At 73.3% G+C, this 6725-nt stretch carries 6 protein-coding genes; 2 read left to right on the forward strand and 4 right to left on the reverse strand.

Annotated elements, in window-relative coordinates; genetic code table 11:
• Positions 1-23 precede the first annotated feature (23 nt).
• Entirely contained in the window at positions 24-2117 is a 2094-nt protein-coding gene (locus AADR41_RS40475; protein WP_342287323.1) for a HelD family protein, read from the reverse strand.
• Between the two features lie 407 nt (positions 2118-2524).
• Between AADR41_RS40475 and AADR41_RS40480 the strand changes: the two genes are divergently transcribed.
• On the forward strand, positions 2525-2719 hold the full coding sequence (locus tag AADR41_RS40480) for a hypothetical protein (RefSeq protein WP_342287324.1): 195 nt from the start codon (positions 2525-2527) through the stop codon (positions 2717-2719).
• Between the two features lie 214 nt (positions 2720-2933).
• Positions 2934-3338 carry a hypothetical protein gene (locus tag AADR41_RS40485; protein WP_342287325.1) on the forward strand — a complete coding sequence of 135 codons (405 nt, stop codon included), beginning with the start codon at positions 2934-2936 and terminating at the stop codon, positions 3336-3338.
• A 72-nt stretch (positions 3339-3410) separates the two neighbouring features.
• Here AADR41_RS40485 and AADR41_RS40490 read toward each other — a convergent pair whose 3' ends face one another.
• The 3 genes from AADR41_RS40490 to AADR41_RS40500 form a co-directional block, all read right to left on the reverse strand.
• Entirely contained in the window at positions 3411-5054 is a 1644-nt protein-coding gene (locus tag AADR41_RS40490) for a DNA repair helicase XPB (protein ID WP_342287326.1), read from the reverse strand.
• 403 nt (positions 5055-5457) lie between these two features.
• A complete protein-coding gene (locus tag AADR41_RS40495) occupies positions 5458-6000 on the reverse strand; it encodes a hypothetical protein (RefSeq protein ID WP_342287327.1) in 543 nt (180 codons plus the stop codon).
• A gap of 353 nt (positions 6001-6353) precedes the next feature.
• Positions 6354-6725 (reverse strand): WYL domain-containing protein (locus AADR41_RS40500; RefSeq protein ID WP_342287328.1); only part of this gene is annotated, 372 nt, incomplete at its 5' end.

Here is a 6725-nt window from a genome sequence, read left to right on the forward strand (position 1 = left end):
CGCCGCCCCCGGACCCCCGTTCCTCAAACGCCGGAGGGGCTGGAACGCGTCAGCTCGGCCGGCAGTTCCGCCGCGTGCACCACCGTCAGGCCCGACACCGCCCGGGTCAGTGCCACGTACAACCGGCGCAGGCCCGTCCGCTCGTCCGGCTCGCCGTCGACCACCGCGGCCGGCTCGTCCAGCACCACGTAGTCGTACTCCAGGCCCTTCGCCAGTGACGCGGGGACCAGGGTCAGACGGGACTCGGCGGTCGTCTCCTCGCCCGGGGAGAGGTACGCGTGCCCCGCCGCGGTCAGGGCCTGCGCCAGCGCCGGGATCCGGGCGTCGGCCGCGATCAGGCCGATCGAGCCCTCCCGCGTCAACGACTCGTCGCACGCCGCGAGCACCGCCGCGTCCAGCTCCGCCGGACCGGCCACCTCCCGCACCTCCAGCGAACCCGGCGACTCACGCACCGACTCCACCGGGGCGAGGCCGGGCGAGATCGCGGGGAGCAGCCGCGAGGCGTACGCGATCACCTCGCGCGGCACACGGAAGCCCGCCGTCAGCTCCTCCACCACCGCGTCGGACTTGCCGAGATGGTGCAGCGCCTGCGCCCAGCTCTGCGTCGACCACGGCGTCGTGCCCTGCGCCAGGTCGCCGAGGACCGTCGCCGAACCGGTCGTGCAGCGCCGGCCCACCGCCCGGTACTGCATGGGGGACAGGTCCTGCGCCTCGTCGAGCACCACATGGCCGAGCGAGTGCGTACGTGCCACCAGATCGCCGGCCTCGTCGATGAGCACCGCGTCCGCCGCCGACCACTTCGCCGACTTCACGCTCCGGGCCGGCTTCTCCCACAGGATCGTCTTCTGCTCGTCCCCGGTGAGCAGACCCTCCGCGTGCGCGGCCAGGAACTCCGCGTCCGACAGCAGCCGCAGCACCAGCTTCGCCGGATCGACGGCCGGCCAGATCGCCTTCACGGCCGCCTTCACGGCGGGGTTGCGGGCCACCGCGTTCTGCACCCGGTCGTCGGGGGCCTCGCCCGCCTCCTCCATCCGGACCAGGACGGCGTGCGCGATGCGCTGCGGAAGCGCGTCGTGGGCGGCCCCGTACCGCATGTCGCGGGCCAGCAGTTCGTCGACCATCTCCGCGATCTCGTACGCGGGCACCCGCCAGCGCCGCGAACCGCGCACCACCACGACCGGTTCCACCGGGGGCGTCACATGCGAACGGATCGCCCGCCGCAGCACCTCGGCCATCCGGGCGTCGCCCTTGACGACGGCGGCGGCCGCCGGGTCCGTGCCGCGCACCTCGACGCCGGCCGTGACCAGGTCGTCGACGGTCGCCTGCTGCACCGCCAGCTCGCCCAGGGCCGGCAGCACCTGCTCGATGTACTGGAGGAAGGACCGGTTCGGCCCGACGACCAGCGTGCCGGTACGGGCCAGCCGCTCGCGGTGCGCGTACAGCAGATACGCCACCCGGTGCAGGCCGACGGCGGTCTTGCCGGTGCCGGGCCCGCCCTGCACGCAGACCGTTCCGCCCAGCTCGCTGCGGACGATCTCGTCCTGCTCCGGCTGGATCGTCGCGACGATGTCGCGCATCGGGCCGACGCGCGGCCGCTCGATCTCCGCCTGGAGGAGCTTGCTGGTCTGCGCGGCCTCGGTGGGGTCGGTGAGGTGCTCGTCCTCGTACGCGGTCAGCTCACCGCCGGTGTAGCCGAACCGGCGGCGCTGCCCCACGTCCTGAGGGTCCTTCCGGGACGCCCGGTAGAACGGCTGCGAGACGGGCGCGCGCCAGTCGATGACCATCGGGTCGCCGCCGGAGTCGTGGACGTGGCGGCGCCCGATGTAGAACTGCTCGCCCTCCGCCCCCTCGGCCTGCTCGGCGCCGACCCGGTGCAGATAGTCCAGGCGGCCGAAGAAGAGCGGGGTGTGGGCGAGATCGGCGAGCGACTTGATGCGCTCGTCGATCTGGGCCTGGAGGACGGCCGCGTTGACCCAGTTCGCGGTGACATCGCGGATGTCCAGGGCCTGGGCGTCCTCGCGCATGGCGCGCAGCGCGGCGCGGGACGCGGTGAGATGGGCGCGTTCACGAGCCAGGGGATCGGTGGTGGTGTCGCTTTCGTGTTCGTGCGCGGGCACGGTGTTGCCTCCGGCTGTTCAACGCAGGACGGCGGACCGCATCCGGCCCCGGTCGGTGCTCGGGGGCGATGCGGTCCGCTCGGGGATCGATCACGGGTACGCGCAGCAGGTGCGCGTACGGCTGTCGGCCGGTTTCCGTCCGGTCGGCGGCGCTCCCCCGGCTGCCGGCGCGGGCCCTGGCGGGCCGCCGGTACCACGGTGCGGGAGGCGGGCAGACCGGCGATTGTATCGACCGCGTCCGCCGGGTGCGAACGAATTGATTTCGGGTCCATCCCGTAGGGGACGGCATGCGACCCCAGGCCTACCCGCGCCCCCGCCGGTTTCCGCCCGTGGGTCTACCCGGGCCCCCGCCGGTTTCAGCCCGCGGGCCGATGCCCGCACCGGCCGGGCGCAGGACCATGGAACACATGAGCACCGTTCTCCTGAACCCCCGCAGGACCGGCCCCGCGCACGGCGCGACCGCGGCCACCGGTCACCACCGCACCCACCGCGTCGGCGACGCGGTCCGCGCCGTCAAGGTCTTCGCCCGCGCCGCGTTCGGCGTGGTCGTGCTCGGCGAGTACGCGGAGGAGGCGGGCGTACGCAGCCGCCGCGCCCACTGAGCGCCCGCAGTTGCCGTGCGTGCTGAGCTTCCGCAGCCGTCGTGCGTGCTGAGCGTCCTCGGCCGTCGTGCGTGCTGAGCTTCCGCAGTTGCCGCGCAGGCTGAGCGCCCGCAGCCGCCGTGCCTGCTGAGCATCCGCTGTGAGTACCGGGAGCCGTCCGGTATGAGTATCCGGCCGGAGGCGGCCCGGCCCTGCCCCGCGATTGGGTGGCGGCATGGAGAACAGCCACGTCCACGTGATGCGTCCCGCCGTCGTCGGCCCCGCCGGTCAGGTCGTCCCCGCGCGCCGCCTGAACGCCTGCGTCGCCCCCACGATCGCCACGGTCCTTTCCTTCTTCATGACCTGCTTCGGCGTGTTCGCCCTCGGCTTCGCGGTGATGGCCACCGACAGCTGCGGCCCGGACAACTGCTCCTCGGGCATCACGGTTCCGCTGAGCCTCATGGCCTGCGGGCTGTACGTGACCCCGTTCATCACGCCTCTCGCTCTGATCGCCGCCTGGGTGCTGGCGTGCCGGCGTCCCCACCGGACCACCGCCCGCCTGTGTGCAGCGGCGATCGCCGTGCTGCCGGGGCTGACGACGGTGGGCGGCCTGGTCCTGCTCCTGGCGCTCAGCGGCTGACCCGGTCAGGCGCTCATCGGCCGACCCGGGCCAGGACGCAGCCGGTCCGCGCACACGGACCGGCCACCGGCCTCAGTTGTCGGTCAGCAGCTCGTCCGCGTCCACGATCCGGTACGCGTACCCCTGCTCGGCCAGGAACCGCTGGCGGTGCGCCGCGAAGTCCTGGTCGATCGTGTCGCGCGCGACCACCGAGTAGAACCGCGCCTCGTGCCCGTCCGCCTTCGGCCGCAGCACCCGGCCCAGCCGCTGCGCCTCCTCCTGACGGGAGCCGAACGTTCCCGACACCTGGATGGCGACGGTCGCCTCCGGCAGGTCGATCGAGAAGTTCGCGACCTTCGAGACCACCAGGACGTTGAGCTCGCCCTCCCGGAACGCGTCGAAGAGCTTCTCGCGCTGGGCGTTGCTCGTCTCGCCCTTGATCACCGGGGCGTTCAGATGCTCACCCAGCTCGTCGAGCTGGTCGATGTACTGCCCGATGACCAGGGTCTGCTCGCCGCGGTGCTTGCGCACCAGCGCCTCCGTCACCTTCCGCTTCGTCGCCGTCGTCGCGCAGAACCGGTACTTCTCCTCGGCCTCCGCGGTCGCGTACGCGAGCCGCTCCGAGTCCGTCAGATTGACCCGTACCTCGACACAGTCGGCCGGCGCGATGTAGCCCTGCGCCTCGATCTCCTTCCACGGGGCGTCGAACCGCTTGGGCCCGATCAGCGAGAAGACGTCCGACTCGCGGCCGTCCTCACGGACCAGGGTCGCCGTCAGCCCGAGCCGCCGCCGGGCCTGGAGATCGGCGGTGAACTTGAAGACGGGGGCGGGCAGCAGGTGCACCTCGTCGTAGATCACCAGCCCCCAGTCGCGGGAGTCGAACAGCTCCAAGTGCGGGTAGACGCCCTTGCGACGGGTCGTCAGCACCTGGTACGTGGCGATCGTGACCGGCCGGATCTCCTTGCGGGTACCGCTGTACTCACCGATCTCGTCCTCGGTCAGCGAGGTCCGCTTCACCAGCTCGTGCTTCCACTGCCGGGCCGAGACGGTGTTCGTCACCAGGATCAGCGTGGTGGCCTTGGCCTCGGCCATCGCGCCGGCCCCGACCAGCGTCTTGCCGGCACCGCAGGGCAGCACCACGACACCCGAGCCGCCGTGCCAGAACCCCTCGACGGCCTGCTTCTGGTACGGCCGCAGCGCCCAGCCGTCCTCGGCCAGCTCGATGGGGTGCGCCTCGCCGTCCACGTAACCGGCGAGGTCCTCGGCCGGCCAGCCCAGCTTCAGCAGCGTCTGCTTGATCTGCCCGCGCTCGGACGGGTGCACGGCCACGGTGTCCGGGGCGATCCGCGCCCCGACCAGCGGCTGCACCTTTTTCGAGCGGAGGATCTCCTCCAGTACGGGCCGGTCGGTGGAGGTCAGCACCAGTCCGTGGACCGGGTGCTTGGAGAGGGTGAGGCGGCCGTACCGGGCCATCGTCTCGGCGATGTCGACGAGCAGCGCGTGCGGAACGGGGTAGCGGGAGTACTGCACGAGTGCGTCGACGACCTGCTCGGCGTCGTGCCCGGCGGCCCGCGCGTTCCACAGCCCGAGCGGGGTCAGCCGGTAGGTGTGGATGTGCTCGGGCGCACGCTCCAGCTCCGCGAAGGGCGCGATCGCACGACGGCAGGCATCGGCCTGGTCGTGGTCGACCTCCAGGAGGAGTGTCTTGTCGCTCTGGACGATGAGGGGTCCGGTCACGCGCGTCGGCCCTTTCTACGGGGTGTGGCCACGGATGCGGCCAAACGTCCAGTGTGCCGCATGCCGCGGCCGCGGCGCGTGTGTTGTCGGGCACGGGTTCGGGCCCGGACGCGACCGCGATCGGGCCCGGGCTGTGGGTGCGGGTGCGGGTTCAGGCTCGGGCTTGGGTGTGGGTTCAGGCTCGGGCTTGGGCTTGGGTGTGGGTTCGGGTTCGGGCACAGGTCCGGGTGTGGGCGCCCCCGGGGCGTCGTGCCGGGGCGCCCCCGAGCGGCGGTCGGCCCGTATGCCGGTGTCCGCGCGGCGGTCGGCCCGTCCGCCGGTGCTCGTCCGCCGGTGCTCGTCCGCCGGTGCTCGTCCGCCGGTCCGTCCGTCCGGCGGCCTCGTTCCTCGGGGAGGCGGCAGGTCAGTCCGTCCGGCGGTGGCCCCGGCCTTCGGGGAGCCGGCCCAGGTGGACGGCGGCGTGGGCGGTCACCGCCAGTTGCCGGACGTCCTCGGTGAAGGTGTCGACGCGGATCCTGCGTCCATCGGTCAGCACGATGTCGCAGGTGAAGCCCATCCCGCGGGCCTCGGCCAGTGGCCGGCCGTCCTCGCCGTGCGCGCCGACGGACGCGATGTCCTGCCACGGGATCAGGGTGGCGGTGCCCGCCACGCGGTGGGTGAGTCCCCGTTCGTGGACGTCGAAACACTGCTCACGGGTACGGAAGCCCTGGATCAGCCGCCAGATGCCCAGGCCCAGCCCCGCCAGCCCGACGCCGAGCAGCAGCCCGGCCAGCTCCGGCGCCCCGTCGGTGGTGCCGATCGACGCGATGGTCACCGGTACCCCGAAAGCCATCCCCACCGCCCCGACGACCAGCATGATCCCGGCCTGCCGCAGCCGTCTGCCCCCGTCGGTCCGGTGCTCGCGGACGAATCCCCCCAGCTGTCTGGCCGCTTCGGTGCGCCGCATGACATCCCCCTCCAGCGTCGTGAACACGTCAGAGTTTGCCCTGCGGTCGCCCGGCCCGCCCCCGATTCGCACGCACTGCCACGTTCGGCGGCGGCCGATGGGGAGGGGCGGGGGCGTGCCGAGGGCCACGCCGTGCCACACAACTGAGCGTCACGGCTCGCGGCTCTGTCCCAGGTACGGGGCGGCGCGATGCCGCAGCGGTGAGCGGGAGTGCCCGCGGCTGCAAGCGGCCCAGGGCCGCCCGGGCGTGGGCGGCTCGGCCCCGGAGGACTCCGGACCGGGCCGGTGGGGACGGCGGGGCCGTTGGACGTCGGCCCCCTCTGCTGCGGGGCGGCCGCTGACGTGTCCCGTGCTCAGGTCGTCGCGTCGTCCGCCAGTTCCGCGACGCCCGTGATGCGGTGCAGCGGGTACGTGCGGACCTCGTCCGCCGTGTGGTCGTACGCCGTGACGAAGCCGCCCTCGACCCGGACCGGGGCGATGACCCGCTGGCTGGCGGCGCCGTCCGCGTTCACGTAGCCGATCCAGAGCGCCGAGCCGGTCATCGCGGCGGCCTGCACGGTGGCGAGGGTCTCGGCGGAGGTCGTACGGGGCAGCGAGCCGGGCGCGGCCGCAGGGGCGCCGGGGGCCTCCGGGGCGTCCTTGCGGACCACCGTGGCGGCGGTGTCCCCGGCCCGGATCGCCCGTACCGCCGCGCCGAGCAGGGTGGCGTCCGGCACCGGAGGGCC

This window comes from Streptomyces sp. CLV115 (assembly GCF_038448545.1).
Lineage (GTDB): Bacteria > Actinomycetota > Actinomycetes > Streptomycetales > Streptomycetaceae > Streptomyces > Streptomyces sanglieri.